We start from the raw sequence: 24,725 nt of genomic DNA on the forward strand, positions 1-24,725 counted from the left end.
ACATGACGAACTGGATCAACACGGTCAGCCGTGACCACGTCGAACAGGGGGTACGCGGTCGCTTCACCCAGGCCAATCACGGCAAGCCGCACATGCTGCGCAAGATGGCGCGCGGTGACTGGATCATCTTCTACTCACCGAGAACCGTCTACCCCGACGGCGAGCCGCTTCAGGCCTTCACCGCCATCGGCCAAGTCGCCGATGACGAGCCATATCAGGCGAAGATGACGCCTGACTTCGAGCCATGGCGTCGTAACGTCGACTTCCTCGAGTGCACCGAGACGCCGATCCGGCCACTCATCGACCAACTCGACTTCATCGAAGACAAGGCTCGGTGGGGCTACAAGTTCCGCTTCGGCGTGTTCAAGATCGACGACCACGACCTGGAGGTGATCCGCACCGCGATGACGAACTCATGAACCACGGCGCGACGCTTCATAGCCCGCCGTCAACCGGAACACGGCACGGTCGATTGCCGGCACGATTTCCGTAACCTCGATCTCGCCTGCGGCAAACCGTCCCACGAGCCCATACACCAGACTCGATACGACGGTGTCGAGGTCGTGGACGAATTCGGGATCCACCTCGGCGAGCACCGCCATCGCTACCGGTAGCACGGCGTCGAAGCCGCGGCGGATCAGCCTCTCGCCACCGGGCGAGGTCCGCGCCCGAAAATACGCTTCGAGCATGGCGGGATGACGCTCCCACGGCTCGAAGATCGTGCGCAGCACCCGCATCAGCCCGGCATACAGCGACTCGTCGCTGTCGTGTGTCTGCGCCGTCAACCCGGCGTACCGGTTCTCGTCCATCCAGCAGTCGAGCGCGGCGAGGATCAGTTCGTCGCGAGTGGCGTATCGCTTGTAAATGGTGGCGAGCGAGGTCCGGGCGCGTCGTGCCACCTCCCGCAGTTGCACCGCGTCGTAGCCGTCGGTTTCCAAGATGTCGACGACGACGTCGAGCACCCGGTCGCGCTGCCGGGCCGATTCGTCGCTGCTCAGCGCTGCACTGGTCATTGAAATGCCCTTGCCCTCTTGGAGTAACCAGGTTACTCTACACCGGTAACCCGGTTACCCATACGCAACGAAGCGAGGACCGATGGGCGGTTTGGACGGCAAGGTTGCCTTCATCACCGGTGTGGCGCGCGGACAGGGGCGCAGCCACGCGGTCCGGCTGGCCCGCGACGGCGCCGACATCATCGGCATCGACATCTGCGCCGACATCGACGCCAACCACTACGCGATGGCCACCCGCGAGGAACTCGACGAAACCATCGCGCTGGTGGAAGCCGAGGGCGGCAAGATGGTCGGCGCCGTCGCCGACGTGCGCGATTTCCACCAGGTCAAGACGGCGCTGGATGCCGGCGTCGAGCATTTCGGCCGGCTCGACATCGTGTGCGCCAACGCGGGCATCGCGCCGGTGGCGTTTCGTCAGCTGAGCATCGAGGAGGAGTTGGCGCAGTGGAAGGCGGCGATCGGGGTGAACCTCGACGGCGCCTATCACACGGCCTGGGCGGCGATTCCGCATCTGCTCGCCGGCCAGCGCGGCGGGGCGATCGTGTTCACCAGTTCGACGGCCGGCCTGCGAGGCTTCGGCGGCCTGCAGGGGGGCGGGTTGGGGTACGCCGCCTCCAAGCACGGAATCGTGGGGCTGATGCGGACCCTGGCGAACACGTTGGCGCCCTTGAGCATTCGGGTCAATACGGTCCATCCCACCGCGGTACGCACCATGATGGCAGTCAACCCGGCGATGACGGAATTTCTTGAGAACTATCCCGAAGGTGGTGCGCACCTACAGAATCCGATGCCGGTCGAGATGCTGGAGCCCGAGGACATCAGCGCGGCCATCGCATACCTGGTATCCGATGAGGCCAAATACGTCACAGGGGTGACGTTTCCCGTCGACGCCGGCTTCTGCAACAAACTATGAGCAACGGACGGGTAGCCGGCAAGCGGGTCCTGATCACCGGCGCGGCACGCGGCATGGGCCGCAGCCACGCCGTACGCCTCGCCGAGGAAGGCGCCGACGTCATTCTGGTCGACATCTGCGCGCCCATACCGGAATTGGAATACTCGCTGGCTTCCGAAGAAGACCTCGCGGAGACGGCCAGACTTGTCGAGAAGCACGACCGCCGAGCTGTCACGAAAGTTGTCGACGTGCGTGACGCGGCGGCGCTGGCGTCCGCCGTCGACGACGCGGTCGCCGACTTCGGCGGCCTGGACGGCGCCGTCGCCAACGCCGGTGTGTTGACTGTGGGGACATGGGACAAGACCACACCCGAACAGTGGCGCACGGTCGTCGACGTCAACCTGATCGGGACGTGGAACACCTGCGCCGCAGCACTGCCGCACCTTGTCGAGCGCGGCGGCAGCCTGGTCAACATTAGCTCGTCGGCCGGACTCAAAGGCACACCACTGCACCTGCCGTATACCGCATCGAAGCACGGCGTGGTCGGCTTGAGCCGGGCGCTGGCCAATGAGCTTGCCGCACAGAATGTCCGGGTCAACACGGTACATCCGACCGGTGTCGAAACGGGTATGCGCCCGCACTCGCTGCAGAGCCTGCTGACCGAGGAACGGCCTGACCTCGTCCCGATCTTCCTCAACGCGCTTCCCGCGATCATGGCCGAGCCCGTCGACATCAGCAATGCGGTGCTGTTCTTGATCTCCGACGAGTCCCGGTATGTGACCGGATTGGAGTTCAAGGTCGACGCGGGCGTCACCCTCAGATAGGCGGAACCATGAGCACGCAACGCTCCGAGCAGGGCAGGCGACAGTTCACCGAGGTGATGACATTTCCACCTCCCGACGATTCCAGCGCGACGGCAACGGGGTTGGTCGACTTCGTCTTCGGCGACGTCTGGTCGCGCCCCGGTCTGAGCCGACGAGACCGGCGGTTCATCACACTCCCCTGCGTCGCCGCGGCCGACGCCCAAGAACCGCTCGACCAGCACGTCTACGCGGCGCTCAACAGCGGCGATCTATCGATCACCGAAATGCGAGAAACCGTCCTGCATTTCGCCGTCTACGCCGGTTGGCCCAAAGCGTCACGGTTCAACATGGCCGTCGACGCGCAGTGGGAACGCATCCATCGCGAACGCGGGCTTCCGCTGCCGCCCGCCGAACCGCTGCTGCCGCTGACCACTCCGAGCGATCCGGAGCGCCGACTGGCCCGCGGAGAATCCTCGTTCCGGGAGATCAACTGCGTGCCGTATGTGCCGCCCCGCGACAACCCCTACTCCGGGGCGGGCATCCTCAACTTCGTCTTCGGCGAGATGTGGCTACGGCCAGGACTCGGCATGAAAGAGCGGCGGCTCGTCACGGTGGCGTGCGTGGCGATTCAGGACGCGCCCATTCCGATCATGTCCCACGTCTACGCCGCACTGAAGAGCAAGGACGTGAGCTTCGATGAAATGGACGAGGTGGCACTGCATTTCGCTGCCTACTACGGATGGCCCAAAGCAATGCACCTCAACCAGGTCATCGCCGAACAGAAAGCGCACGTGCTGACCGAGTGGAGTACGCAAGCCTCATGACTTCACTCACCGGCACACCGTCCGGACCCCTCATCGGTGGAGACCGGATCACTGAATCATCCGGCGGAACCTACCAGCACATCTACCCCGCAACCGGTCGCCCCAACGCGACGATTCATCTGGCCGGTTCTACCGAAATCGACCTTGCGGTCGATTCCGCGTGGCAGGCGCACAGTGAATGGGTGTCGCTGTCCGTCGACCAGCGCCGTGATCGGCTCATCGACCTCGCCGACGTGGTGCACGAACACCTCGACGAATTGACGCGGCTCAACGTGAGCGACTACGCCGTACCGATCTCGTTGGCGGGCAACGCGATGCTGCTGGAGCGGTTCCTGCGGCATTTCGCCGGCTACGTCGACAAACCACACGGACGCAGCACACCGGTGGCCGGATCCTTCGATGTCAATCTGGTCGAGCGCGAACCCTACGGGGTGGTGGGCGTCATTACACCGTGGAACGGCTCGCTGGTGGTAATCGGGTCGTGCGTGGCGCCGGCGTTGGCCGCCGGCAACGCAGTGGTGCTCAAACCATCGGAGGTCGCACCGCTTGCCGCCTTGCGATTCGGCGAATTGTGTTTAGCCGCAGGCTTACCGGTGGGGCTGGTGAATGTGGTGCCCGCCGGACCGGATGGTGGCGACGCTCTTGTCCGTCACCCCGGGGTCCGCAAAATCCACTTCACCGGCGGCGCGGCGACCGCCCGCAAGGTCGTCCGTGCCGCCGCGGAGAATCTGACGCCCGTCGTCGCCGAACTCGGCGGCAAATCGGCAAACATCGTCTTCGACGACGCAGACCTCGACGCCGCGGCGCAGCGAGCGGCTTTCCAGGGACCGGTTATGCAGTCGGGCCAGAGCTGCGCGTGCGCCAGCCGGGTGTTGGTGCAGGAGTCCGCGTACGACGCTTTCCTGGACAAGTTCGCCGCCGCAATCGAAACCGCCCTTGTCGGTGACCCATTGGATCCGGGCGTGATGGTCGGGCCGGTGATAAGCCAGGATGCTGCCGATCGCATTGTCGCCGCGATCGACCAGACCGTCGCCGACCGGTCGGGAGCGTTGATCCTCGGCGGCAAACGGATCGGCGGCGAGTTGGCGGACGGCTACTTCATCGAACCGACGGTGTTCGGTGACGTCGACAACCGGTCGGCCCTGGCCCAATCCGAGACCTTCGGGCCGGTGGCCGCCGTGATGAGGTTCCGAGAAGAAGCCGACGCGGTGCGCATCGCCAACGACACGGTGTATGGCCTGAACGCTTTCGTTCAGACCACCGATCTGGCGCGCGCCCACCGCGTTGCGCGGCAACTGCAGGCCGGCTCGGTGTGGATCAACCAGTTCAGCGACATCTCACCACAAGGCCCGTACGGCGGTTACAAACACAGCGGGTTCGGACGCACCGGCGGGCTCGAGGGGTTGTACGAATTCCTGCAGACCAAGAACATCCGTATTGGGATGCCCGCTACTTGAGCATGCTGCCCGCGTCGACAGTGACCGGAAGGCCGGTGATGTAACGGGATTCGTCGGAAGCGAGGAACAACACCGCGTTGCTGATGTCGACCGGCTCGACCCAGCCGATCGGCAGCACGTGCATGAACTGCGCGGCGACCTTGAGGTCGTCGCGGCCGGGGTTTTCCAGGTCCGGCCGGAACAGTTTCATCGTCCCCTCGTTCATGAACATCGGCGTGTTCACGTTGGTGGGGTGAACGGAGTTGACCCGGATGAAGTGCTGGCCGAGCTCGACGGCGAAGGTCCGCATCAGACCCACCACCCCGTGTTTGGCCGCGATGTAGTGCCCGGTGTGCGGGTAAGCCTTGAGGCCGCCGACTGAACTGGTCAGGATGATCGAACCGCCTTGGCCTTGGGAGATCAGGTGTGGCACACCGGCTTTCACGGTTTTCCAGACCCCGGAAAGGTTGACGTCGATCATGTCGACCCAGTCGTCTTCGCTGGTTTTGTCGAGGGTCTGTCCACCGTTGCCGATCCCGGCGTTGGCGCAGATGATGTCGAGCCGGCCGAGCTGTTCGACACCGCTGTCCACCGCCGCTTTCAGCGCGTCGAAGTCACGCACGTCAACCTCGGCGGTCACCACGCGGCCGTCGAGTCCCTTGACGAGGTCGGCGGTTTCGGCCAGATCATCCGGCGTGGACGGCGGGATCTCGCTGCTGCTTCTGATCGGTTTGCAGATGTCGACCGCGATGATGTCGGCGCCTTCCTGGGCCAGACGTACCGCGTGGCTGCGTCCCTGGCCGCGGGCCGCGCCGGTGATGAACGCAACCTTGCCCTCGACTCGTCCGCGCATGACTGCACCTCACTGATTTGTTGGTCGATCGATCAGGAGCGTGGCACTAAACGGCCGGCCTGTCAACAGCCGGCGCCTTGAGTAGGTCCAGCTGGCGTTCGACGAATGCGCGCAATTCCTCGTGGCCCTGGGTGACACCGACCGCGCTCTCGTTGCACAGGCTGCGCGCGGTCTGCGCGATCAGCATCGAGATCGCCACCGGCGGATACTCAGCGAGATCGATACCGTTGGCGCGCAGCACCATGGTCACCGCGGCGGTCTCGATGTCGCGCACACGTTCGGCATACGCCTTGAGTTCGGCGCCAATTGCCTTGCGGTGGTTGGCCAAAGCCATGAACTCGGCGTTCAGGGTTGTCGCGGCGGGATCGCTGTTCAACAGCCATAGCGCCTGGATCGGATCATCCTCGGTCAACACGGCGCGCATCCGTGCCAACGCCGCCTCCGCGCCCGTGCGCAGGACTTCCACGAACAGGTCGTCCATCGTCGGAAAGTAGTAATAGACCAGGGCTTGCTTGACACCGGCTTCCGCGGCCACCCGACGGGAAGTAGCTGCGGCATAGCCTTCTTCGCGCATGACCCGGGCGGTCGCCTCGATCAGCTTGCGACGGGCCCCGACTTCGCCATTCTTCTTGCTCCGCGGACTCGCGGGTTTGCTTGACCGTCGGCTGCGATCCGTGGTAGGCATACCTCATCCTAACAATTTGGTCGATCGATCAGTCAACGGCACGATGAAGGGTTTTGAGCTCATGACCGATCTGGCCGACGTCGACTACTTCACCGACGCCGACGTCGCGCAAGACCCGTACGCGTACTGGGACTATCTGCGCAATCAAGGCCCCGTGTTCCGGGAGCCGCACTATGGGGTGGTGGCCGTCACCGGCTACCAGGAAGTGCAGGCCGCCTTCAAAGACGTGGACTCCTTCTCCGCGGTCAACGCGATCGGCGGCCCGTTCCCGCCGCTGCCGTTCACGCCGGAAGGGGACGACATCACCGACCAGATCGCGGCGCACCGCCACGAATTCCCGATCTTCGAGCACATGGTCGTCATGGACCCGCCCGAGCACGACAAGGCGCGCTCCCTGTTAGGGCGCCTCCTGACACCGCGCCGGCTGCAGGAAAACAAGGACTACATCTGGCAATTGGCAGACCGGCAAATCGACGAGTTCGTCGGCAAGGGTCGATGCGAGTTCCTCGGCGAGTACGCCAAGCCGTTCGCGACGCTGGCGATCGCCGATCTGCTCGGGGTACCCGACGAGGATCGCCCGCAGATCCGTCGCAACCTCGGAGCCGGGACGGCGCCGGGCACCAGGGTCGGCGCTCTCGATCACGAGCCCGTCGGCAGTAATCCCCTGCAGTACCTTGACGATTTGTTCAGCGGCTACATCGCCGAGCGGCGAGAACGGCCTCGCGACGACGTGCTCACCGGCCTGGCCACCGCCACCTATCCCGACGGTTCCACCCCGCCGCTGCTGGAGGTGGTCAGGCCCGCCACCTTCTTGTTCGCCGCCGGACAAGAGACGGTGACCAAGCTCCTGAGCTCGGCGGTGCAGGTGCTCGGCGACCAGCCCGAGCTGCAGCAGCGTCTGCGTGCAGACCGCAACCTCGTCGGCCCGTTCATCGAAGAGGCACTGCGCATGCAGAGCCCGACCAAGGTCGACTTCCGGCTCGCACGCAAGACCACCACGCTGGGCGGGGTGCGTATCCCCGCCGGCACGGTGCTGATGTTGTGTTTGGGGGCAGCCAACCGCGACCCGCGAAAGTTCGACAACCCCAACGAATTTCGGGTCGACCGCAAAAACGTCCGCGAGCACATCGCCTTCGGCCGCGGTATTCACACCTGCGCGGGTGCCCCGCTGGCCCGGGTGGAAGGGCAGGTCACCGTCAACCGCCTCCTAGACCGGACCCGCGACATCGCGATCAGCGAGCCCAAACATGGGCCTGCCGGCAACCGTCAATACCAGTACACACCGACCTTCTTGCTGCGCGGACTAGCCGAGCTGCACATCGAGTTCACCCCGGCCGACTGACGAAAACAGGTACGCTACGCCGGTAACCTGGTTACAGGAGAAGTGCAAATGACCATCGCCAACGACACCGACGTCTACTACGACCCCTACGACGTCGACATCGTCGCCAACCCCTACCCCGTCTATGCGCGGCTTCGCGAAGAAGCGCCGATCTATTACAACGAGCGCTACGACTTCTGGGCGCTGTCACGGCATTCCGACGTCGAGAAGGCAGTGGCCAACTGGGAGACGTTCTCCAACAGCCGCAGCGACATCCTCGAACTCATCCAGTCCGATTTCGACATGCCGCCCGGCGTCATGATGTTCGAAGACCCGCCGATGCACACCATGCTGCGCGGCCTGATGTCACGGGTCTTCACGCCGCGGCGGATGGCGGCGATCGAAGACCAGATTCGCCGATACTGCGTGGGCTGCCTCGATCCTCACGTCGGCTCCGACGGATTCGACATCATCGCCGAGCTGGCCGCGATGATGCCGATGCGGGTGATCGGCATGTTGCTGGGGATCCCGGAAGACGAGCAGATCAGTGTTCGCGATGCCAACGACGCCAACCTGCGTACGAAGGCGGGCGCACCGATGAAGGTGGTCGACGCCGACCGGATCGCCGATGGGCGAATCTATTCCGACTACATCGACTGGCGGGCCAAGAATCCCTCGGACGACCTGATGACCGCGCTGCTCAATGTCGAGTTCGAAGACGAGCACGGCGTGACGCGGAAACTGACCCGCGACGAGGTGCTGCGCTACACCCAGGTCGTCGCCGGGGCGGGTAACGAGACCACTGGCCGGCTGATCGGCTGGCTGGCCAAGGTGTTCGCCGAGCACCCCGACCAACGCCGTGACGTGTTCCAGGACCGGTCGTTGCTGAATCGCGCCGTCGACGAGACGCTGCGCTTCGAGCCGACGGGCCCGCATGTCGCCCGTTGGATGGCAAGGGATTTCGAGTGCTACGGCACGACGGTGCCGGCGGGCAGCGCGATGCTGCTGCTGTTTGGTGCGGCCAACCGAGACCCGCGCCGATTCACCGATCCCGACACGTTCAACATCCACCGCAACGACGGGTCGCATTTGACCTTCGGCAAGGGCCTGCACTATTGCCTCGGCGCGAACCTTGCCCGGTTAGAGGGCCGGGTCGCGCTCGACGAGTTGCTCAACCGCTGGCCGGAATGGGACATCGACTACGAGACCGCGCAGCTGGCGCCGACATCGACGGTCCGGGGCTGGGAGCGGCTGCGCATCGTGCTGCCCTGACGGGCTTACGGAACAACCGCTTTGAGCTTGCGGGTAAGCCGTTCGGCCGACTCCAACAGCTTGCTCTTTACGTCGTCGAGGCCTGCGTCGACCAGCGAATGCTCACGCTTGCGCCATCGGCCTGCGATCATCACCGCTTCGATGTTGGCAAGGCTGGCGTGCAGCGCCGCGGCGATGGGATCGTATGCGGGCCAAAGGTTCAGTGCGCGGGCGTCGATGAGGACCAGGTCGGCTTGCATCCCTGGCTCGAGGCAGCCGACTGTATCGGCCAGACCGAGTGCTCGTGCTCCCTCGACCGTCGCCCACGACAGTGCCTGCTTGCTGGTCACCGAAGCCGTTGGAGACATCATGCCCGTTGCTTGTCGGTGTTGTTGGTGGTCGAGACCGCGCTCATGGACGAGCGCGATCTTTGCAGCAGTGAGGATTTCGCCAGATACCGCGGTGTCGGTGTCGGTGCCCACCGACGGTGCCGCGCCAAGGCGCAGCAGTCGTCCGGTGATCGGCGTGCAATGGCCGTGACCGAGTTCGTTTTCCGGCGTGGTGGTAAAGCTGACGCCGGCCCCCACCAACGTCTCGACCCAATAGTCGCTCAGGCCCGCACCGTGCACGATGTTGGTCCGCTCCCCGAATAGTCGAGCGCTGCGTACGGCTTCCCAAGCCGCGGCCGGCTGACCGCCGCTTTGGTGCATCGATGCGACCAGGTCGCGCTCGTCGGCGGCACGCAAATCTGCCACCGCCACATCGGGAGTCGAGTGTTGCGGCCCGGCGATCGCCATTCCGACGGTGAGCAACTCGTGCGCCCGAGCCGGGCCGTCGAGCAATCGGTCTATCTCAGCCAGCGGATGGGCGACGTCGGGGGCCCGGCCCGGCGTGCCGTGCAAGAACACGGCGCGAACGCCGGATTGCTGCAAACCCGCGATGGCGGCGTCGGTGTGCTCTGGTGTGGGGTTGTTATGGCACCAGTCGCCGAGTGTGGTTGTACCGCAGGAGATTTGGTTCAGTGCCCCAGCAAGGTTGCCGATGTAGATGTCGTCCGGGGTGTAATGCTGGGCGACGATGCCGTGCATGCGGTGCAGGTATTCCAGCAAGGTCCAGTCGGTACCCGCGAGACGGAGAGCGCTCTGCCAGGTGTGCAGGTGTGCATTGATCAGGCCGGGAATGATGATGCGCCCCGCCAAATCGACGGTTTCGGTATCGGGCCGCTCGATCGGCTCACCGATGTCGACGATGCGGTCGCCGTCGATGAGGATATCGATGGCTTCGGCATCGGGCCTGCCCGGTGACATCGTGATCACCTGTGCCCCATGGAGCAGCGTGCAGCTCACGGACAAGGCGCCTCAAACAAGGTCAGGCGCGTCCCACGGGACGGTACCTGAAATCCAGTGGGTGATCTGCTCTGCCTGATCGTTGCGGTACAGGTGCCGCGGCGGCTGCGCGAACGTCGCGTAGGGCCGACAGCGAACCACCACGCGGTTTTCCTTCTCGGCCATCGCCTCGACAACCGGGCGACCTTCATCGGGTAGCGGTTCGCCCGACATCCGGCCAGCCACCGCCATCATGACATCCACGACCAGGTCGCGGTCGTCCTCGAGCACCGCGTCGGCGTACACCTGCAGATAGGCGAACGGCCAACGTTCGTCAAGCACGCACAGACTCACCTTGCCATCCCGAGCGATAACCCGAGCCTTACCGCGTCCGGCCATTGTGGACACCAGCAACTCGTCCTCGCCGGTGGGAATGTAGTACACGATCGACATGGCCGGGCCGTGGTTTTTGCGGCGGTAGCCGAAGACACACGTGCGATGTGTGCGGACAAATTCGCGCCGCTCCGAAGGGAGCATCTCGCGGTCGGTCGGCGCCGTGAATGGCTCCGTGGCAAGCGGTAACAGCATGAGCAGGATCCTTTCCACCGTCTTCGCAGCCGGACATGGAGAAAGCCGCGTGACATAATGGATACAGTGTTGCCGATATTGTGCAGACTGTCAAGAGCCGCAATACTGGCCCGGTGACCACCCCACAAGCTCGGCGATCCCGCGGGCGCCCGCCGGTCCCACTCGATCGGATTGTCGACACGGCGCTGCAGATCGTGGATGAGGAAGGCGCCGACGCGTTGTCGATGAGAACGCTTGCGCAGCGGCTGGAGTCAGGAACGGCCACGCTCTACCGCCACTTCGCCAACCGGAGCGAATTGATCGCCCAGGTCGTAGACCGCGTCTTCGGCGACGTGGAATTCAGCGCCGAAGATCTCGCCGGACGGGGGTGGCAGCCGGCGTGCGAGTCGTTCGCACGGGCCATGTTCGAGGTGTTTCGCCGCCACCCCAACGTGACGCCTCTGCTGAGCGAGCAGGCACCGATCGGCCCTAACGCGATGGCGCAGCGCGAGCGATTGTTGGCAGTGCTGTTGGACAACGGGTTCACGCCGCAACTCGCGGCACGTTCGTACGCGACCGTGTCCCGCTACGTATTGGGCTTCGCCATGCAGCTCGCCGGTCACGAATTCGACGATGCGAAGCTGACCGGCCACTTAGCCACGCTGGACCCGCAGGAATTTCCCGCGACCCTCACCGTGGCCGACTACCTGCCCGTGCCGTTGGACGAAGAATTCGCGCTCGGTCTCAAGCTGATAGTCGACGGCCTCGCCAAAATGCGGCGCGGCGCAAAGCGATAGGGCAAGCGCGTGCTTGCTCCTAGCGGCGGACGTCTGCCGCCATCAGGCGGCGACGGCGGCCTTCACCCAGACGCCCGACGAGGGCTAGCGTCGAAAACTATGGAGACGTTTCAGGCACTGATGGCCCGCAAAGAGGGCGACGACATCACTACCTCGGTCGAGACGCTCAGCGCATCCGACCTGCCACCCGGCGACGTGACAATTCGCGTGCACTATTCCAGCGTCAACTTCAAGGATGCGTTGGCGCTGACGCCGGGCGGCGGCGTGGTGCGCGACTACCCCGTCGTACCGGGCATCGACCTGGCCGGCGAGGTCGTCGAGGCGCAGTCGCCGGACTTCGCCGCTGGCGATTCCGTAGTCGCCCACGGCTATCAGATAGGCACCGGCCACCACGGCGGCTACGCCGAATATGCCCGACTGCCTGCGGATCAAGTGGTCAAGCTCGGCGCACTGAGTCCGCACGACGCGGCGGCGATCGGCACCGCGGGATTCACTGCCGCGATGAGCGTGCAGGCGCTGATCGACTGGGGCGTGGCGACCGATGCCGGACCGGTCGTGGTGACCGGTGCCAGCGGTGGCGTCGGCACGATCAGCGTGGACCTGCTCGCCGGTGCCGGCTACCAGGTGGTGGCGTCGAGCGGAAAGACGGAGGCGGCAGACCGGCTGAAAAGCCTTGGTGCCGCTGAGGTTATCGGCAGGCTGCCAGCCGATCCGGACGCCAAGCCGCGGCCGCTGGCCAAGGCACGATGGGCCGGCGGGGTCGACTGTGTGGGCGGTGCGACACTGGCCGACGTGCTCAGCGCCGTCGACTACGGCGGCGCGGTGGCCTGTAGCGGGCTGACCGGCGGCCCCGCCCTGCACACCACCGTGATGCCGTTCATCCTGCGCGGCGTGGCGCTACTCGGCATGGACTCGGTGCAGATGCCGATCGGCCCTCGCCGCGAGTTGTGGGCGCGTCTCGGCGATTCGTTGCGGCCACGCCACCTCGCGGAGATCACCACCGATGTCGACATCAAAGACGTCGTCGACGTGATCGACCAGGTTCGCGCCGGTGCGTTCTCCGGGCGGGCCGTGGTGCGGGTAGCCGGCGGCTTTTGAGGGCGAGCAGACGCAGACTCGCATCGACACGCCGCGCGGAGTGCGATTCTGTGTCTGCTCGCCCTTGTGCAATCGGAAAAACAAAAGTAACGTCACTTTCAGTTCTAGCCTGCCGCCCTCAGGAGCCACCGATGGAATCCTTCGTCCACCTGCGCAAAGGCAAGACACCGCGTCGTCTGCACGCGGACCTCGACGGCCTCAAAGACGACGAGCTGGGCCGCGGCGGCTTCACCGGGCGCACCGCCAACATGTATCGCCGCCACGACCCCACCGCCTACCGCGCGCAAGGTCCGCTGCGGCCGATCGACGTGCTGACGAGCGAACTCAAACCGAGCGACGCCACCGACGCCAACGGCGGGTCGCTGTTGATGTTCTCGAACCCCGACTGCCGCATCTCGCTGTCTCGCCGCAGCGAACCGATGCCGTTCTATGTCCGGCACGTCGACGGCGATCTGCTGTGCTTCGTGCACGCCGGCGCGGGGGAATTGCAGACCGAGTTCGGGCCGCTTCGCTACCGGCAGGGCGACTGGGTGTATCTGCCGAAGGCGACGACGTGGCGCCAGCTGCCGGACAGCGAAACCACGCTGCTGATGATCGAGGCCACCGACGAGTTCCGGGTGCCGCCGCCCGGCGCGCTGGGCCGCCACTTCCCCTTTGACCCGTCGCAGGCCACCATCCCCGAGCCGGCGCCGCTGGAGGACGACGGCCGCGACGAGTACGAAGTCCGGCTCATCCATGACGGTGGCCCGACAACGCTGTTCTACCAACATAATCCGCTCGACGTCGAAGGGTGGCGCGGCGACAATTTCGCGTTCACGTTCAACATCTCCGACTACAACGTGGTGACCTCGGACAGCGTGCACCTGCCGCCCACCGTGCATTTGTTCATGCAAGCCACCGGCGTCTACGTGATGAACTTTCTACCCAAACCCGCCGAAGGCGTGCCCGGCACCGAACGCACACCGTGGTATCACCGCAACGTCGACTACGACGAGATCGCTTTCTTCCACGGCGGTTCCCTCTACGGCATCCCGATGCCGCCGGGGCTGGTTTCCCATGCGCCGCAAGGGGTTCACCACGGCGCGCCGGAGAAGGCCCGCGAACGCGCGCGCCGCAAGTTCGACGACTTTCACAGCGTCGACTGGCAGGTGATCGCCGTCGACACCCGCCGCCGGCTTACCCCGTCTGCCGAAGTGCTGGCGCACGACCTAGGACAACACTGATGACGCAAACCACCCGAGTCCGCCACGAGTACGACCGCATCCCGTATCTGGTTGCGTTCCAGAACAATTCCGGCGTGCGCGACGTCTACGGCGGACTGGCCGAGCTGGTGGTGCTGGAAAGCCACCTGCTCAAGCCGCGCACCAAGCCGTCGGACACCGTGCTGGTGTTCATGCATCCCATCGGCGGCGGCGCCTACCTGCCGATGATGAACGCCCTCGCCCGCGCCGGACACCATGTCATCTACTGCAACAGCCGATTTCGCGGCACTGACTCCGCTCTGCTGATGGAGAAAGTCGTGCAAGATCTCGGCGAGTGCATCAAGGACGCCAAGCAGCGGCTGGGTTACGAGAAGGTGGTGCTGGCCGGCTGGAGCGGCGGCGGCTCGCTGTCGCTGTTCTACCAGCAGCAAGCCCAGCACGCGACGGTGACGTCGAGCCCGTCGGGCGACGGCCCAGACCTCACCCAGCTGGACTTGCCTGCCGCCGACGGCATCATGCTGCTCGCCGCACACATCAGCCGCCACGGCACGCTGACTGAATGGCTGGACGCGTCGATACTCGACGAATCCGACCCCACCAAGCGCGATCCGGAATTGGATCTCTACAACCCGGACAACCCGAACCAGCCGCCCTACAGCGAGGAGTTCCTAACCCGCTACCGGCAGGCGCAGATCGACCGCAACCGACGCATCACTGCTTGGGTCAAAAGCAAACTCGCCGAACTCAAGGCCGCCGGCCGCCCCGATGACGAGTTCGCGTTCGTCGTGCACGGCACCATGGCCGACCCGCGCTGGCTGGACCCTAGCGTCGATCCCAACGAACGCACTCCGGGAACCTGCTATCTGGGCGATCCTCAAGTGGTGAACATGAGCCCGGTCGGCCTGGCGCGGTTTTCCACGCTTCGCAGCTGGCTGTCGCAATGGAGCTACGACGACGCCAACGGCGACGGCGTCGAGTGCGGCCGCGACATCGCCGTGCCGGCGCTGGTGATCGGCAACCTCGCCGACGACGCCTGCACACCCAGCCACACCCGGCGGCTGTTCGAGGCGATCGGTCATCCCGACAAGGAGATGCACGAAATCCCCGGCGCCACGCACTATTACGCGGGACCCGACCAACGGGACAAGCTACGCCAGGCCGTCGACGTCGTCACCGACTGGCTGGTGCGTCACGGTTTTGCGGAGGCCGAGTGAGCGGACCTTTGGAAGGCCTCCGGGTACTCGAGCTGGGCACCCTGATCGCCGGCCCTTTCGCCGGGCGGCTGCTCGGCGACATGGGCGCGGACGTCATCAAGATCGAGCCGCCGGGTAGCCCCGACCCTCTGCGCACCTGGGGCCAGGCCGAACTCGACGGGCATCACTTCTTCTGGACCGTGCACGCCCGCAACAAAAAAGCAGTCACACTGGATCTGCGCAAAGATCACGGGCGCGAACTGTTCCTCGATCTTGTCGAGAAGTCCGACATCGTGGTGGAGAACTTTCGCCCGGGCACCCTGGAGAAGTGGAACCTGGGCTACGACGTGCTGCGCCAACGCAATCGGGGCATCATCCTGGTGCGGGTCTCCGGCTATGGCCAGACAGGGCCGGACGCCCACAAGGCCGGATACGCCTCGGTGGCCGAGGCGGCCAGCGGGCTGCGTCACCTCAACGGCTTCCCCGGCGGCCCACCGCCCCGGTTGGCGCTGTCGCTGGGCGACAGCCTGGCCGGCATGTTCGCCGCCCAGGGCGCGCTGGCCGCCCTGTATCGCCGCAGTGTGACCGGCGAAGGACAGGTGGTCGACGTGGCGCTGACCGAATCCTGTTTGGCCATCCAGGAATCCACCATTCCCGACTACGACGTCGGCGGGGTGGTCCGCGGCCCGTCGGGCACCCGGCTGGAGGGCATCGCGCCGTCGAACATCTACCGCGCCGCCGACGGCAGCTGGGTGGTGATCGCGGCCAACCAGGACACCGTGTTCGCCCGGCTATGCACGGCGATGGACCGCCCGGAACTGGCGGCCGACGACCGGTTCGCCACCCACGGCGCCCGCGGCCGCAACCAGGACGAGCTTGACAAGATCATCGGCGACTGGGCCGCGCAGCGACAGCCAAGCGACATCATCGAAACCCTCAGCAGCGCAGGCGTGATCGCCGGCCACATCAACACCGTCGCCGAGGTGGTCGAAGACCCACAACTGCGGGCGCGGGGCATGATCGCCGAGCACTGGGACGAGCGGGTCCGGCGCTCGGTTCTAGGCCCCGGGATCGTGCCGGTGTTCTCCGAGTCCCCGGGCCGGATCCGCAACGCCGGCCCTGCGCTCCCGGGACAGCACAACGACGACGTCTACATCGGCGTGCTCGGCAAGACCGCGGAACAACTCGAACAGTTACGCGCCGAGGGGGCGCTATGAGCCATGTGACGATCCGCGAGGTCGCGCTGCGCGACGGGCTGCAGATCGAACAGCCAATCCCGTTGTCCGCCAAGCTGGAACTGCTGGAGGCGATAGCCGCCACCGGCGTGCGCGAGGTGGAGGCGACGGCGTTCGTGTCGCCGTCGAAGGTGCCGTCGATGGCGGACGCCGCCGAGGTGGCGGCCGAGCTGCACCGCTACCCCGACATCGACTTCTCCGCCCTGGTAGCAAGTCCCAACGGTGCCAAACGCGCCGTCGCCGCCGGCCTGCGGGCTATCGAGTACGTGGTGGCGGCGTCGGATGCGTTCAGCCACGCCAACGTCGGGCGATCGGCCGCCGAGGCCACCGCACAGATCGCCGACATCGTGACAATCGCCCACGCGGCCGACGTGACGGTCGAAGTCATCATCGCCACCGCATGGGACTGCCCGTTCGACGGACCCACCCCGCCGCAGCATGTCGTCGACATCGCCTCCGCCGCTTGCGAATACGGCGTCGACCGGCTGTCGATCGCCGACACCATCGGGACCACCACGCCCGGCCGGGTCAGCTCGCTGATCGCGACACTGCGCCCGGTCATCGGTGAGCTCCCACTGGGCGGGCACTTCCACAACACCCGAGGCGCCGGACTGGCCAGCGCCTACGCGGCCATCAGCGCCGGGGTCGAGCGGCTCGACTCCTCGGTCGGCGGGCTGGGCGGCTGCCCGTTCGCGCCGGGCGCCACCGGCAACATCGCCACCGAAGACCTGGTCTACCTGCTGACCGACAGCGGCATCGATGTCGACGTCGACCTGGGCAAGGCGATTGCCGCCGCCGACGTCGCGAGATCGGCGGTCGGCCATGATCTTCCCGGCGCGCTGCTGCGGGCCGGCGATCGGAAACGGGACTGATGCCCGCCGAGGTGCTCAGCGCCAAAGGCCGCCAGACCCGCCAGGCTATCGAGCAGGCGGCGCGCAAACTGTTCGCCGAGCGCGGCTTTCACGGCACCACCCTGGCCGACATCACCTCCGCCGCCGGCAAGTCGTCGGCGGCGTTCTACCGGTATTTCGCCGACAAGGAGGACCTGCTGGCCGCGCTGGCGGAATCGTTTCTGCACGACGTGGTCGCACCATCCGGACTCAGCCTGTCGTTACCCGAATCACCGGACGACACCGGATTTTTCACTTCGGTGGTGACCGGCTACTGGAACATGTTCAAGCAGAACATCGGCATCATGATCGCGGTGGCGCAGCTGGCCGCCACCCAGCGGCGGTTCGCCGCCGTGCAGAACGAATTTCGCCGCTTCGGGATGGACATCGTCGCCGCATCGGTGCGACGGGCCCAGGAGCAGGGATATGCCGCCGATCTCGACCCCGAGCACACTGCCGCCGCGATCGCGCTGCTCTTCGAGAACTTCACCACCGTATTCGTGGGCCCGTCCGAGCTGGGGGTGCACATCAGCGACGACGATGCGATCACCACCTTGTCGAGGATCTGGAAGAAAACCCTCTACGGCTTCTAAAAGGAGAACAGCGTGGATTTCACCCTGCCCGAACACCTTCCGCGGCTGCTCGCCGAGATGGACGCCTTCATCGAGGCCGAGATCGCGCCGCTGCAAGCCGAGAACATGCAGTACTTCGACCACCGGCGGGAGCATGCCCGCACCGACTGGGACAACGGCGGGATCCCGCGGCGCGAGTGGGAGGATCTGCTGGCCGAGATGCGTCGGCGCGCAGACAAGGCCGGCTGGCTGCGCTACGGGCTGCCGTCCTCACTGGGCGGCCGTGACGGCACCAATCTGGACATGGCTGTCATCCGGGAACACCTGGCCGCCAGGGGACTTGGCCTACACAACGATTTACAGGATGAGTCGTCGATCGTCGGCAACTTTCCGCAGGTGATCATGATGGAGCGGTTCGGCACCGAGACCCAGCGCAACGAGTGGTCGGAGGCGCTGATCACCGGTGAGCGTTCGATGGCGTTCGGGCTCACCGAACCGGCCCACGGCTCCGACGCCACCTGGCTGGAGACTCGCGCCGCACGGGACGGCGACGGCTGGGTGATCAACGGCGCCAAGCGGTTCAACACCGGCGTGCACCGGGCAACCCACGACCTGGTCTTCGCCCGTACCTCCGGTGAGCCGGGCCAGGCGACCGGAATCACCGCGTTTCTGGTGCCCACCAACGCAGACGGTTTCAGGGTCCCGTTCTACTGGTGGACCTTCAACATGCCGACCGACCACGGCGAAGTCGAACTCAACGATGTCCGGGTGCCCGACGACGCCGTGCTCGGCGAGGTGGACCGCGGTCTGGAGGTGGCGCAGACGTTCTTGCACGAGAACCGGATTCGGCAGGCCGCCAGCAGCCTGGGCGCCGCCCAATACTGCATCAACCGCGCCGCCGAATACGCCGGCAAGCGCACGGTGTTCGGCAAGCCGCTGTCGGTCAACCAGGCGGTCCAGTGGCCGCTGGCCGAGTTGCATACCGAGGCCCAAATGGTGCGGTTGCTGGTGTATTACGCGGCCTGGCACTTGGACCGCAACCACCACCTGGAGGTCTCGGACAAGGTTTCGATGGCCAACTATCGCGCCAACAGGCTGGTCTGCGACGCCGCCGACCGCGCCATGCAGATCTTCGGCGGGCTCGGCTACAGCCGTCACGAGCCGTTCGAACACATCTACCGTCACCACCGCCGCTACCGGATCACCGAGGGCGCCGAGGAGATTCAGATCCGTCGGGTGGCCCAGCGGCTGTTCAAGTTCGGCAAGAAGTGACCGACCTGGACACCGCGCTGGCACCAGTGGTGGCGACCGCGCTGGACGACGACGTCGCGATCGAGAACTTGCGGGCACTGACCGGCGGGGCCAGCCGCAGCACCTGGGCGTTCGACGCCGTCACGCCCGGCGCGCGCCGGTCACTGATTCTGCGTATCGGACCGCCCGACGACGTGCATGCCCCGATGGAGCTCGAGGCCCGCGTGCAGGCCGCAGCCGCGACGGCCGGGGCACCGGTACCCCATATCTTGGTTGCCTCCAATTCTACTGCTGCACTGGGTAATCCGTTCCTCATCTGCGACGAGGTCAAGGGCGAGACGATCGTGCGGCGCATCGACCGCCAGCTGGACGATGAAGGTCGCGGGCGACTGCTGCGCCAATGCGCGCAGGCGCTGGCGGCGATCCACCGGGCCGACCCGCAGGACGCAATGCTGGAAATCCAGGATCAACTCGGCGAGTGGCGCGACCGGCTCGACGCCATGGGCGATACCACCGCCACCTTCGAGTGGGCATTTCGCTGGCTCGACGCACATCGGCCGGAGCCGTCGCCGACGCGCCTGGTGCACGGCGACTACCGGATGGGCAACCTCATTGTCGACGGATCCGACCTGGCGGCCGTACTCGACTGGGAGCTGGTTCATCTCGGCGAGGTGTACGAAGACTTGGCCTGGTTCTGCATCCGGGCCTGGCGGTTCGGCGCGCCGGCCAGCCGTGCCGCCGGCGGGCTGGGCAGCATCGAAAACTTCCTGACTGCCTACGAGCAATCCGCCGGCATGACAGTCGACCGCGTGGCGTTTCACTGGTGGCTGGTGCTGGCCACCTTGCGCTGGGGGGTCATCTGCCGGTACCAGGCCGAGCGGCATTTGAGCGGACAGACCCGCTCGGTGGAGCTGGCGGCGATCGGCAGGCGAGTCTGCGAGACGGAGTGGGACCTGCTCACGCTGCTCGACGGGGCTGCCTCATGACCGGCCCTTACGGCCGCCCCACTACGGCCGAACTGGTCGCCGCCGTCGCCGAGTTCCTGGAAACCCATGTGCGGGAGGCGACTACCGGCCAGGTCAACTTCCATGCCCGGGTGGCGGCCAACGCGTTGCGCATCGTCGAGCGGGAACTGCTCGACGACTCGATCGACACCGTCACCGAGGCGCTGGCAGCCCTCGGCTTCGATGACGAAGCCCAGCTGGCGGCCACCATCCGCGCCGGCGAGCTGGACGCGGACGCCGAGAAGGTGATGTCGTGCCTGCGGACGCTGGTACGGCATCGGCTGGCCGTTGCCCACCCCGGATACGACCGCTAGTTGTCGCTAAAAGGCTTCTGCCGCACCGCAGTAACGCGGTAGCACTCGACGAAGTCGCCGTAGCCGCACGTTTCGGCCAGCGCCAGCTCGCCTTCCCGGTCCACTTCCTCGAGGTCGTCCATCCACTGTCGCACGTATACCGCACCGGTCTGGGGCGCCGCCGGCAAGGCTTGCTGCGCGGCGCGTAACCGGCTCAGGCAGCGGATGTACTGGTCGGCCAGTATCAGTCGATGCACGCCAGTGACCAAATCGATTGCCTCACCGGCCCATAACCGCACCATGCGGCGATAGGCGGTGATCTCTTCTCCGGGCAGCCCGGCGTCGCTGAGAACGAAGCGCGCCTTGCCCACCTCCGCCAGCAAGTCGGCTCGTCGTCGTTTCAGATTCTCCCGCGACGAAAACAGATCCCCGCCGATTCGGTCACCGGCGACCGGATCGGCGGGCCGGTTTATCGACGGAGGATGTATCGCGAGCCCGACGTCGACTCGTGCCCAATCGCCGAAACTCTCGGCCCAGAGGCCGAATTCGCCGATGGCCACGTTGAGCTCGGCGCGGTGAGAGTCGAGGTGGGCGGCGAATTTGCTTCGCCCCTTGGCCCTCATCAGCTGTGACGCCTCGACGGCTGCCTGCGTTAACGCGCCGTGCGCCGCGACCAGGGCGCAAATCTGGTCGCGGCCGCGCCGCTTGCTCTCGATGTCTATCACTGGTCCTTTACCGCGGTAGTTGCGTCGTGCGTCGCCATGGTCGAAGCGCTTCCCCCGCAGGAATCGAGATCGAATTCTTGGACGTGGCTCAACACATTATCGACCAGCTCGTCAAGGTCTGCGCGAGCCTCGATCTCAGCGAGTCGCCCGGCATCGCTGTAGGTGGCGACTCGGCGCGGTTGAAAGAGCTGGCAGCAGTCCTTTTGCGGCAGGGCGGCGATGTCCGCGGTGCCGATACGACGCGCCAGCGCGTCGGCCAGGTGCAGATACAGTCGCCGCTGCGCCACGATTTGCGCCTCACCGGCACCCCCAGGGCACGACCGCTGGATCCGACGGGCAGCCCGCCTTGACCGCGGTGGCGCTCCACGCCGAGGAAGATCTCACGGCGCAGTCGGTTCGCTGTCGAGATTTGGCGGACCACCGCCAAGTCAGAAGAGGCTGACGTCATTCTTCGGGAGTGCCCACATTCCTAGCGATGCTACCAACGGTCCACTGGCGCACTCCTGGCCCCGGCTGCCAGCCGCTGCTCGGACTTGCGTGAGTTTACAGACTGTGGTATCAAAAAGCTATGTCAATAGACATAGATTGTCTACCGTGACCGCGAGGCATGAGATGGTGTTGGTACGCGCAGATTCGTCCCGCGAGCTGGACCGGCTGACCCGGCAGCTCCTGGGTACCGCCGCCCGTCCAGCGGCCATGCCAATGGACGCCTGGCGAGATGGCGAAAAGTTCGTCATCGAGCTCGATTTGCCTGGCATGAAGCCAGATTCGCTCGATCTCAACATCGAGCGCAACGTGCTCACCGTCCGCGCCGAGCGACCCGGCATCGACCAGGCCCGGGAAGTGGTCGCCGCCGAGCGCCCGCGCGGTGTATTCAGTCGTCGGCTGTTTCTCGGCGAGAACCTCGACACCGACAAGATTGTCGCCAGCTACCGCAACGGCGTGTTGCGGCTGACCATCCCGGTTTCCGTACAGGCCAGGCCGCGGCGTATCGAGATCAACCGCAACGGCCGGAAACCCAGTGTTCAAGGTCTGCCGGCCGGCAGACGAGAACCGTTGTGGCGACGCCTATTGCGTCGTCGGTAGCGCCGGCCGTAGCCATCCGATGCGGGCTGCGGTTGCCGAAACCAACGAGTTGAACGCAGTCTCCCAGCCGCTGGGTGCGAGCGCACGTCGTATCTCGGTGGTCACCGAAGAGCCGCCCACGATCGGGCGCTGGAACAGGGTAGATACACGCTGAGCTCTACGCCGGCCGGCACACTGTTGGACCGGCCGGCGAGAAACGGCCAAAACCGTTGAGCCGCAGCTGGATATCTGATCGCCTCCTCAACCACCCGCAGCGGATGAGCCGTCCGCGCCTACTCGCGCGGACGACCGCCACCAACATGACCGGTTAGGCGGCGCTGATGGCTTGCTGGGCGCCTGACTGGATGGCGATCTTGCGTGGCTTGGCTTGTTCGGCCACGGGGACCGTCAGCCGCAGTACGCCGTCGGTGTAGTCGGCGCTGATGTTCTCGGTGTTCAGCTGGTCGCCAAGGAACAGCTGTCGACTGAACACCCCGTGCGGGCGTTCTGCGGTCACCCAGTCGTGTCCCTCCTCGCCCACGTACGAACGCTCGGCCTTGACCGTCAGCGCGTCGTGATCCACGGTGATGTCGATCGAGTCCGGCTTGATGCCCGGCAGGTCGAGCTCGACGACGTACTTGTCGCCTTCACGCCAGACATCCATCGGCATCGCCGCCGGACGCGTGGCGGTACCGACCGTGTTCCCCCATAGCTGCTGGGTGAGTCGGTCCAGGTCACGGAAGAGTGGTTCAAACCTCAGCATCGTTACCACCTCCTTCATCCAGGATCTGTCTTTGTCGTCATAGAAAACCTTCTGGCGGTGAGCCATATTCCCCGTGGCGGAGAAAAAATCCGAAAATTTTTGTCGCCGAGCAGAGGTACGGTCATGGCTGCGCAGCTTGGTACCACCGAGACGACACAGGAGCTGCCATGCCCGTCGCCGACGCCGCCGTCACCGCGGTGGCCGATCAGTTGTTCGCGGCGATCGAGAACAGCGACACAGCGACCGTGGCCCGGCTGTGGAGTGACGACATCGCGGTGTGGCGAGTCGGGGCCAGCCAGGATCGCGACAAGGTGCGGGCGCTGCGCGTCATCGACTGGTTCGTCGGTGCGACCGCGTCGCGCCGCTACGAGATCCTGGACCGCCAACTGTTCGCCGGTGGATTCGTCCAGCAGCACATCCTGCACGCCACCGGACACAACGGCGGATCGATCGCCTTGCGGGTGTGCATCGTGATTAAGTTGGGAGCCGACGCTCTGATCAGCCGTATCGATGAGTACTTCGACCCAGCCGAACTGGCTCCGCTAATGAGCTAGCCGGGCAACGGAGGTGCTGATGACCCGCGCCGGCGACGATGCAGAGCGAAGCGATGAAGAGGAGCGGCGCAGTGACCACCGTGGAAACGCTGCTGAGCGATCCGGACACCGCCGGGGTGTGGAACCTGGTTCCGGACCGCTCGACCGTCACCTTCAAGATCAGGAACTTCTGGGGCCTGATGAATGTGAAGGGCCAGTTCAACGACATCAGCGCTGATGGGCAAGTCACCGGTAAAGGCGCGGTCTTCGGCCGCCTCGACATCCAGACGGCGTCGCTGCGCACGGGCATCCGCAGGCGCGACGAGCACCTGCGCTCGGCCGACTTCTTCGACGTCGAGCGTTTCCCGGAGATCAGCGTCGTCGTCACGGCCATCCAGCCCACGACCGGCAACTCCGCCGATCTGCGGGCCACCTTCACCATCAAGGGGATCAGTGAGCCGCTGCCGTTGCCAGTCCAGATCAATGTGCTCGGCGACGGCTCGGTACGCATCACCGCGGAGATCACGATCGACCGGGCGCAGTTCGGCCTGGGCTGGAATCGGCTCGGGATGATCGCCAAGACGGCGACCGCATCGGCGGACGCCTGCTTCGTCCGTGGGCAGTAGGCTCTGCATCGTGCCTGCCACTAGCGACGCCCTGCGGATCCTCGTGTACAGCAACAATGCGAAAACCCGCCAGGATGTGATGCTGGCGCTCGGCAAGCGGGTCCATCCCGATCTGCCCGAGTTGAGCTACGTCGAAGTGGCGACCGGGCCGATGGTGATCAAGCAGGTCGACGCCGGCGGCATCGACCTGGCCATTCTCGACGGGGAGGCCACGCCGGAGGGCGGGATGGGCATCGCCAAACAGCTCAAGGACGAGGTCGCCCAGTGTCCGCCGATCGTGGTGCTCACCGGGCGCCCCGACGACGCCTGGCTGGCCAGCTGGTCCCGGGCCGAGGCCGCCGTCCCCCATCCGGTCGATCCCATCCAGCTGGGCCGCACGGTGGCCGGCCTGTTACGCACTCCCGTCTCCTGACGGGCGCGAATCACCCTAGCGCCGTGGCTATTTCGCGGCAGCGCTGACGCATACGCATGCCTTGCGCCGGTTGTGGCCGAGGTCACATCCGAACCC

At 65.7% G+C, this 24,725-nt stretch carries 29 protein-coding genes; 21 read left to right on the top strand and 8 right to left on the bottom strand.

Annotated elements, in window-relative coordinates:
* The first annotated feature begins 2 nt into the window (after positions 1-2).
* Complete coding sequence (locus tag MFM001_RS09990) at positions 3-419, top strand: EVE domain-containing protein (RefSeq protein WP_116375126.1); 417 nt, start codon at positions 3-5, stop codon at positions 417-419.
* On the opposite strand, the gene MFM001_RS09995 is transcribed toward MFM001_RS09990, so the two are convergent.
* Positions 414-1,013, bottom strand: coding sequence for a TetR family transcriptional regulator (locus tag MFM001_RS09995; protein WP_116375127.1), 600 nt, complete (start codon positions 1,011-1,013; stop codon positions 414-416). The genes MFM001_RS09990 and MFM001_RS09995 overlap by 6 nt on opposite strands.
* 82 nt (positions 1,014-1,095) lie before the next feature.
* Between MFM001_RS09995 and MFM001_RS10000 the strand changes: the two genes are divergently transcribed.
* From MFM001_RS10000 to MFM001_RS10015, 4 genes are read left to right on the top strand one after another with little or no spacing between them, the layout of a single operon-like run.
* Entirely contained in the window at positions 1,096-1,926 is an 831-nt protein-coding gene (locus tag MFM001_RS10000; RefSeq protein WP_116375128.1) for a mycofactocin-coupled SDR family oxidoreductase, read from the top strand.
* A complete protein-coding gene (locus MFM001_RS10005; protein ID WP_116375129.1) occupies positions 1,923-2,729 on the top strand; it encodes a mycofactocin-coupled SDR family oxidoreductase in 807 nt (268 codons plus the stop codon). Before MFM001_RS10000 ends, MFM001_RS10005 begins: the two co-directional genes overlap by 4 nt.
* Positions 2,730-2,737: 8 nt before the next feature.
* Positions 2,738-3,532 (top strand): carboxymuconolactone decarboxylase family protein, encoded by a 795-nt coding sequence (locus MFM001_RS10010; RefSeq protein WP_116375130.1) that lies wholly within the window; start codon positions 2,738-2,740, stop codon positions 3,530-3,532.
* Positions 3,529-4,989, top strand: coding sequence for an aldehyde dehydrogenase (locus MFM001_RS10015; protein WP_116375131.1), 1,461 nt, complete (start codon positions 3,529-3,531; stop codon positions 4,987-4,989). Before MFM001_RS10010 ends, MFM001_RS10015 begins: the two co-directional genes overlap by 4 nt.
* On the opposite strand, the gene MFM001_RS10020 is transcribed toward MFM001_RS10015, so the two are convergent.
* Both MFM001_RS10020 and MFM001_RS10025 read right to left on the bottom strand, forming a co-directional pair.
* On the bottom strand, positions 4,982-5,821 hold the full coding sequence (locus MFM001_RS10020; protein ID WP_116375132.1) for a mycofactocin-coupled SDR family oxidoreductase: 840 nt from the start codon (positions 5,819-5,821) through the stop codon (positions 4,982-4,984). The two genes, MFM001_RS10015 and MFM001_RS10020, sit on opposite strands and share 8 nt — an antisense overlap.
* A gap of 46 nt (positions 5,822-5,867) precedes the next feature.
* Positions 5,868-6,419, bottom strand: a complete 552-nt coding sequence (locus MFM001_RS10025) for a TetR/AcrR family transcriptional regulator (RefSeq protein WP_238159103.1) — start codon at positions 6,417-6,419, stop codon at positions 5,868-5,870.
* 148 nt (positions 6,420-6,567) lie between these two features.
* Between MFM001_RS10025 and MFM001_RS10030 the strand changes: the two genes are divergently transcribed.
* The gene (locus MFM001_RS10030) at positions 6,568-7,848 is read left to right on the top strand and encodes a cytochrome P450 (RefSeq protein ID WP_116375411.1); all 1,281 of its coding nucleotides are present in this window, start codon (positions 6,568-6,570) and stop codon (positions 7,846-7,848) included.
* Positions 7,849-7,896: 48 nt separating this feature from the next.
* Positions 7,897-9,099, top strand: coding sequence for a cytochrome P450 (locus MFM001_RS10035; RefSeq protein WP_116375134.1), 1,203 nt, complete (start codon positions 7,897-7,899; stop codon positions 9,097-9,099).
* Between the two features lie 5 nt (positions 9,100-9,104).
* Here MFM001_RS10035 and MFM001_RS10040 read toward each other — a convergent pair whose 3' ends face one another.
* Complete coding sequence (locus MFM001_RS10040) at positions 9,105-10,424, bottom strand: amidohydrolase family protein (protein ID WP_116375135.1); 1,320 nt, start codon at positions 10,422-10,424, stop codon at positions 9,105-9,107.
* Positions 10,425-10,436: 12 nt separating this feature from the next.
* Positions 10,437-10,991 carry a pyridoxamine 5'-phosphate oxidase family protein gene (locus tag MFM001_RS10045; protein WP_116375412.1) on the bottom strand — a complete coding sequence of 185 codons (555 nt, stop codon included), beginning with the start codon at positions 10,989-10,991 and terminating at the stop codon, positions 10,437-10,439.
* A gap of 113 nt (positions 10,992-11,104) precedes the next feature.
* Between MFM001_RS10045 and MFM001_RS10050 the strand changes: the two genes are divergently transcribed.
* The 10 genes from MFM001_RS10050 to MFM001_RS10095 all read left to right on the top strand — a co-directional run bounded on the left by MFM001_RS10050 (position 11,105) and on the right by MFM001_RS10095 (position 20,526).
* Entirely contained in the window at positions 11,105-11,767 is a 663-nt protein-coding gene (locus MFM001_RS10050) for a TetR/AcrR family transcriptional regulator (protein ID WP_116375136.1), read from the top strand.
* A gap of 99 nt (positions 11,768-11,866) precedes the next feature.
* Positions 11,867-12,865: an acryloyl-CoA reductase gene (locus MFM001_RS10055; protein WP_116375137.1), complete on the top strand. Its 999-nt coding sequence runs from the start codon at positions 11,867-11,869 to the stop codon at positions 12,863-12,865.
* Between the two features lie 131 nt (positions 12,866-12,996).
* Entirely contained in the window at positions 12,997-14,088 is a 1,092-nt protein-coding gene (locus tag MFM001_RS10060; RefSeq protein ID WP_116375138.1) for a homogentisate 1,2-dioxygenase, read from the top strand.
* Complete coding sequence (locus tag MFM001_RS10065) at positions 14,088-15,281, top strand: S9 family peptidase (protein WP_116375139.1); 1,194 nt, start codon at positions 14,088-14,090, stop codon at positions 15,279-15,281. Before MFM001_RS10060 ends, MFM001_RS10065 begins: the two co-directional genes overlap by 1 nt.
* On the top strand, positions 15,278-16,477 hold the full coding sequence (locus MFM001_RS10070) for a CaiB/BaiF CoA-transferase family protein (protein ID WP_116375140.1): 1,200 nt from the start codon (positions 15,278-15,280) through the stop codon (positions 16,475-16,477). Before MFM001_RS10065 ends, MFM001_RS10070 begins: the two co-directional genes overlap by 4 nt.
* On the top strand, positions 16,474-17,367 hold the full coding sequence (locus MFM001_RS10075) for a hydroxymethylglutaryl-CoA lyase (protein WP_116375141.1): 894 nt from the start codon (positions 16,474-16,476) through the stop codon (positions 17,365-17,367). Before MFM001_RS10070 ends, MFM001_RS10075 begins: the two co-directional genes overlap by 4 nt.
* A complete protein-coding gene (locus MFM001_RS10080; protein ID WP_116375142.1) occupies positions 17,367-17,978 on the top strand; it encodes a TetR/AcrR family transcriptional regulator in 612 nt (203 codons plus the stop codon). Before MFM001_RS10075 ends, MFM001_RS10080 begins: the two co-directional genes overlap by 1 nt.
* A 12-nt stretch (positions 17,979-17,990) precedes the next feature.
* Positions 17,991-19,229, top strand: coding sequence for an acyl-CoA dehydrogenase family protein (locus MFM001_RS10085; RefSeq protein WP_116375143.1), 1,239 nt, complete (start codon positions 17,991-17,993; stop codon positions 19,227-19,229).
* Positions 19,226-20,194, top strand: coding sequence for a phosphotransferase family protein (locus MFM001_RS10090; RefSeq protein WP_116375144.1), 969 nt, complete (start codon positions 19,226-19,228; stop codon positions 20,192-20,194). Before MFM001_RS10085 ends, MFM001_RS10090 begins: the two co-directional genes overlap by 4 nt.
* Positions 20,191-20,526, top strand: coding sequence for a DUF6285 domain-containing protein (locus MFM001_RS10095; RefSeq protein WP_116375145.1), 336 nt, complete (start codon positions 20,191-20,193; stop codon positions 20,524-20,526). The genes MFM001_RS10090 and MFM001_RS10095 overlap by 4 nt, the downstream gene beginning before the upstream one ends.
* On the opposite strand, the gene MFM001_RS10100 is transcribed toward MFM001_RS10095, so the two are convergent.
* Positions 20,523-21,230, bottom strand: a complete 708-nt coding sequence (locus MFM001_RS10100; RefSeq protein ID WP_116375146.1) for a hypothetical protein — start codon at positions 21,228-21,230, stop codon at positions 20,523-20,525. The genes MFM001_RS10095 and MFM001_RS10100 overlap by 4 nt on opposite strands.
* Positions 21,227-21,517, bottom strand: a complete 291-nt coding sequence (locus tag MFM001_RS10105; RefSeq protein WP_192886904.1) for a hypothetical protein — start codon at positions 21,515-21,517, stop codon at positions 21,227-21,229. The genes MFM001_RS10100 and MFM001_RS10105 overlap by 4 nt, the downstream gene beginning before the upstream one ends.
* A gap of 325 nt (positions 21,518-21,842) precedes the next feature.
* On the opposite strand from MFM001_RS10105, the gene MFM001_RS10110 reads away from it, so the two are divergent.
* The gene (locus MFM001_RS10110) at positions 21,843-22,316 is read left to right on the top strand and encodes an Hsp20/alpha crystallin family protein (RefSeq protein WP_304481779.1); all 474 of its coding nucleotides are present in this window, start codon (positions 21,843-21,845) and stop codon (positions 22,314-22,316) included.
* Between the two features lie 307 nt (positions 22,317-22,623).
* Here the strand turns inward: MFM001_RS10110 and MFM001_RS10115 are convergent, their stop codons facing one another.
* The gene (locus tag MFM001_RS10115; protein ID WP_116375414.1) at positions 22,624-23,058 is read right to left on the bottom strand and encodes an Hsp20/alpha crystallin family protein; all 435 of its coding nucleotides are present in this window, start codon (positions 23,056-23,058) and stop codon (positions 22,624-22,626) included.
* A gap of 167 nt (positions 23,059-23,225) precedes the next feature.
* On the opposite strand from MFM001_RS10115, the gene MFM001_RS10120 reads away from it, so the two are divergent.
* The 3 genes from MFM001_RS10120 to MFM001_RS10130 all read left to right on the top strand — a co-directional run bounded on the left by MFM001_RS10120 (position 23,226) and on the right by MFM001_RS10130 (position 24,629).
* The gene (locus MFM001_RS10120; protein ID WP_116375147.1) at positions 23,226-23,612 is read left to right on the top strand and encodes a nuclear transport factor 2 family protein; all 387 of its coding nucleotides are present in this window, start codon (positions 23,226-23,228) and stop codon (positions 23,610-23,612) included.
* Positions 23,613-23,683: 71 nt separating this feature from the next.
* The gene (locus MFM001_RS10125; RefSeq protein ID WP_192886905.1) at positions 23,684-24,217 is read left to right on the top strand and encodes a YceI family protein; all 534 of its coding nucleotides are present in this window, start codon (positions 23,684-23,686) and stop codon (positions 24,215-24,217) included.
* A 10-nt stretch (positions 24,218-24,227) separates the two neighbouring features.
* A complete protein-coding gene (locus MFM001_RS10130) occupies positions 24,228-24,629 on the top strand; it encodes a response regulator transcription factor (protein WP_116375416.1) in 402 nt (133 codons plus the stop codon).
* The last annotated feature ends 96 nt before the right edge of the window (positions 24,630-24,725 follow it).

The sequence above is a fragment of the Mycobacterium sp. MFM001 genome (assembly GCF_003402475.1).
GTDB lineage: Bacteria > Actinomycetota > Actinomycetes > Mycobacteriales > Mycobacteriaceae > Mycobacterium.

Excerpts from the sequence above, each read along its gene's own strand:
- MFM001_RS09990 (WP_116375126.1), top strand. The coding sequence starts at position 3 with ATGACGAACTGGATCAACACGGTCAGCCGTGACCACGTCGAACAGGGG.
- MFM001_RS09995 (WP_116375127.1), bottom strand. The coding sequence starts at position 1,013 with ATGACCAGTGCAGCGCTGAGCAGCGACGAATCGGCCCGGCAGCGCGAC.
- MFM001_RS10000 (WP_116375128.1), top strand. The coding sequence starts at position 1,096 with ATGGGCGGTTTGGACGGCAAGGTTGCCTTCATCACCGGTGTGGCGCGC.
- MFM001_RS10005 (WP_116375129.1), top strand. The coding sequence starts at position 1,923 with ATGAGCAACGGACGGGTAGCCGGCAAGCGGGTCCTGATCACCGGCGCG.
- MFM001_RS10010 (WP_116375130.1), top strand. The coding sequence starts at position 2,738 with ATGAGCACGCAACGCTCCGAGCAGGGCAGGCGACAGTTCACCGAGGTG.
- MFM001_RS10015 (WP_116375131.1), top strand. The coding sequence starts at position 3,529 with ATGACTTCACTCACCGGCACACCGTCCGGACCCCTCATCGGTGGAGAC.
- MFM001_RS10020 (WP_116375132.1), bottom strand. The coding sequence starts at position 5,821 with ATGCGCGGACGAGTCGAGGGCAAGGTTGCGTTCATCACCGGCGCGGCC.
- MFM001_RS10030 (WP_116375411.1), top strand. The coding sequence starts at position 6,568 with ATGACCGATCTGGCCGACGTCGACTACTTCACCGACGCCGACGTCGCG.
- MFM001_RS10035 (WP_116375134.1), top strand. The coding sequence starts at position 7,897 with ATGACCATCGCCAACGACACCGACGTCTACTACGACCCCTACGACGTC.
- MFM001_RS10045 (WP_116375412.1), bottom strand. The coding sequence starts at position 10,991 with ATGCTGTTACCGCTTGCCACGGAGCCATTCACGGCGCCGACCGACCGC.
- MFM001_RS10055 (WP_116375137.1), top strand. The coding sequence starts at position 11,867 with ATGGAGACGTTTCAGGCACTGATGGCCCGCAAAGAGGGCGACGACATC.
- MFM001_RS10060 (WP_116375138.1), top strand. The coding sequence starts at position 12,997 with ATGGAATCCTTCGTCCACCTGCGCAAAGGCAAGACACCGCGTCGTCTG.
- MFM001_RS10065 (WP_116375139.1), top strand. The coding sequence starts at position 14,088 with ATGACGCAAACCACCCGAGTCCGCCACGAGTACGACCGCATCCCGTAT.
- MFM001_RS10075 (WP_116375141.1), top strand. The coding sequence starts at position 16,474 with ATGAGCCATGTGACGATCCGCGAGGTCGCGCTGCGCGACGGGCTGCAG.
- MFM001_RS10080 (WP_116375142.1), top strand. The coding sequence starts at position 17,367 with ATGCCCGCCGAGGTGCTCAGCGCCAAAGGCCGCCAGACCCGCCAGGCT.
- MFM001_RS10095 (WP_116375145.1), top strand. The coding sequence starts at position 20,191 with ATGACCGGCCCTTACGGCCGCCCCACTACGGCCGAACTGGTCGCCGCC.
- MFM001_RS10110 (WP_304481779.1), top strand. The coding sequence starts at position 21,843 with ATGGTGTTGGTACGCGCAGATTCGTCCCGCGAGCTGGACCGGCTGACC.
- MFM001_RS10115 (WP_116375414.1), bottom strand. The coding sequence starts at position 23,058 with ATGCTGAGGTTTGAACCACTCTTCCGTGACCTGGACCGACTCACCCAG.
- MFM001_RS10120 (WP_116375147.1), top strand. The coding sequence starts at position 23,226 with ATGCCCGTCGCCGACGCCGCCGTCACCGCGGTGGCCGATCAGTTGTTC.